Origin of the sequence: Exiguobacterium sp. ERU653, from assembly GCF_018617775.1 — a bacterium.
Classification (GTDB): Bacteria; Bacillota; Bacilli; order Exiguobacteriales; family Exiguobacteriaceae; genus Exiguobacterium; species Exiguobacterium marinum.
The window spans coordinates 1-2,605 of record NZ_JACSKV010000009.1; the positions used below are offsets into that span (position 1 = coordinate 1).

General features: G+C 55.4%; 1 rRNA gene. It reads left to right on the forward strand.

Annotated features, from left to right (window positions below):
- Positions 1-2,600, forward strand: a 23S ribosomal RNA gene (locus KNO95_RS14270); the annotation flags it as partial.
- Between the last annotated feature and the right edge of the window lie 5 nt (positions 2,601-2,605).

The following is a 2,605-nucleotide window of genomic DNA, read 5'->3' on the forward strand; positions in this document are numbered from 1 at the left end:
ACGGAGTTACAAAGGGATAGGGTAGGTGAACGACCTGGAAAGGTCGGCCAGAGAAGGTGACGGCCCTGTAGCCGAAACCCCATCCCCTCCAGAGTGGATCCTGAGTACGGCGGGACACGTGAAACCCCGTCGGAATCCGGGAGGACCATCTCCCAAGGCTAAATACTTCCTAGTGACCGATAGTGAACCAGTACCGTGAGGGAAAGGTGAAAAGCACCCCGGAAGGGGAGTGAAACAGATCCTGAAACCGTATGCCTACAAGTAGTCAGAGCCCGTTAACGGGTGATGGCGTGCCTTTTGTAGAATGAACCGGCGAGTTACGATGGCGGGCGAGGTTAAGCCGATGAGGCGGAGCCGCAGCGAAAGCGAGTCTGAACAGGGCGCATCAGTCCGTCGTCGTAGACCCGAAACCAGGTGATCTACCCATGTCCAGGATGAAGGTCAGGTAACACTGACTGGAGGTCCGAACCCACGCACGTTGAAAAGTGCGGGGATGAGGTGTGGGTAGCGGTGAAATGCCAATCGAACCTGGAGATAGCTGGTTCTCTCCGAAATAGCTTTAGGGCTAGCCTCGAGGTGAAGAGTTCTGGAGGTAGAGCACTGATTGGACTAGGGGCCCCCACAGGGTTACCGAATTCAGTCAAACTCCGAATGCCAGCAACTTGTACTCGGGAGTCAGACTGCGAGTGATAAGATCCGTAGTCGAGAGGGAAACAGCCCAGACCATCAGCTAAGGTCCCCAAGTGTATGTTAAGTGGAAAAGGATGTGGCGCTGCACAGACAACTAGGATGTTGGCTTAGAAGCAGCCACCATTCAAAGAGTGCGTAATAGCTCACTAGTCGAGTGGCGCCGCGCCGAAAATGTAACGGGGCTAAACATACCACCGAAGCTATGGATCCCGTAAGGGATGGTAGGAGAGCGTTCCAAGCAGCAGTGAAGCGGTACCGTGAGGAGCCGTGGAGCGCTTGGAAGTGAGAATGCCGGTGTGAGTAGCGAAAAGAGGGGTGAGAATCCCCTCCGTCGAAAGCCCAAGGTTTCCTGAGGAAGGCTCGTCCGCTCAGGGTTAGTCTGGACCTAAGCCGAGGCCGAAAGGCGTAGGCGATGGACAACAGGTTGATATTCCTGTACCGCCGTACCACCGTTTGAACGATGGGGGGACGCAGAAGGATAAGGTGACCGTGCGACTGGAAGTGCACGGACAAGCAGCAAGGCCGTCGGGTTGGCAAATCCGCCCGACACCAAGGTTGAGCTGTGACGTGGAGCCCGTAGGGCGAAGCACCGGATTTCACGCTGCCAAGAAAAGCCTCTAGTGAGGAGGTCGGCGCCAGTACCGCAAACCGACACAGGTAGGCGAGATGAGAATTCTAAGACGCGCGGGATAACTCTCGTTAAGGAACTCGGCAAAATGGTCCCGTAACTTCGGGAGAAGGGACGCTTATGGCAACATAAGCCGCAGTGAATAGGCCCAAACGACTGTTTAGCAAAAACACAGGTCTCTGCTAAATCGCAAGATGAAGTATAGGGGCTGACGCCTGCCCGGTGCTGGAAGGTTAAGGGGATGTGTCATCGCAAGAGAAGCACTGAACCGAAGCCCCAGTAAACGGCGGCCGTAACTATAACGGTCCTAAGGTAGCGAAATTCCTTGTCGGGTAAGTTCCGACCCGCACGAAAGGCGTAACGATTTGGGCACTGTCTCAACGAGAGACCCGGTGAAATCATAGTACCTGTGAAGATGCAGGTTACCCGCGACAGGACGGAAAGACCCCATGGAGCTTTACTACAGCCTGATATTGAGGCTTTGTACGCGATGTACAGGATAGGTGGGAGTCTGTGAAGCCGGAGCGCCAGCTTCGGTGGAGACACCCTTGGGATACCACCCTTTGCGTATAGAGTCTCTAACTCGCAGCCGTGATCCGGCTGGAGGACCGTGTCAGGCGGGTAGTTTGACTGGGGCGGTCGCCTCCTAAACAGTAACGGAGGCGCCCAAAGGTTCCCTCAGAATGGTTGGAAATCATTCGAAGAGTGCAAAGGCAGAAGGGAGCTTGACTGCGAGACCTACAAGTCGAGCAGGGACGAAAGTCGGGCTTAGTGATCCGGTGGTTCCGCATGGAAGGGCCATCGCTCAACGGATAAAAGCTACCCTGGGGATAACAGGCTGATCTCCCCCAAGAGTCCACATCGACGGGGAGGTTTGGCACCTCGATGTCGGCTCATCGCATCCTGGGGCTGGAGTAGGTCCCAAGGGTTGGGCTGTTCGCCCATTAAAGCGGTACGCGAGCTGGGTTCAGAACGTCGTGAGACAGTTCGGTCCCTATCCGTCGTGGGCGCAGGAAATTTGAGGAGAGCTGTCCTTAGTACGAGAGGACCGGGATGGACGCACCGCTGGTGTACCAGTTGTTCCGCCAGGAGCATCGCTGGGTAGCTACGTGCGGACGGGATAAGTGCTGAAAGCATCTAAGCATGAAGCCCCCTCCGAGATGAGATTTCCCTTTGAGCAATCAAGAAAGACCCCTCAGAGACGATGAGGTAGATAGGTCATGGGTGGAAGCGTGGTGACACGTGGAGCTGAATGATACTAATCGGTCGAGGCTTTGATCTAGTCTA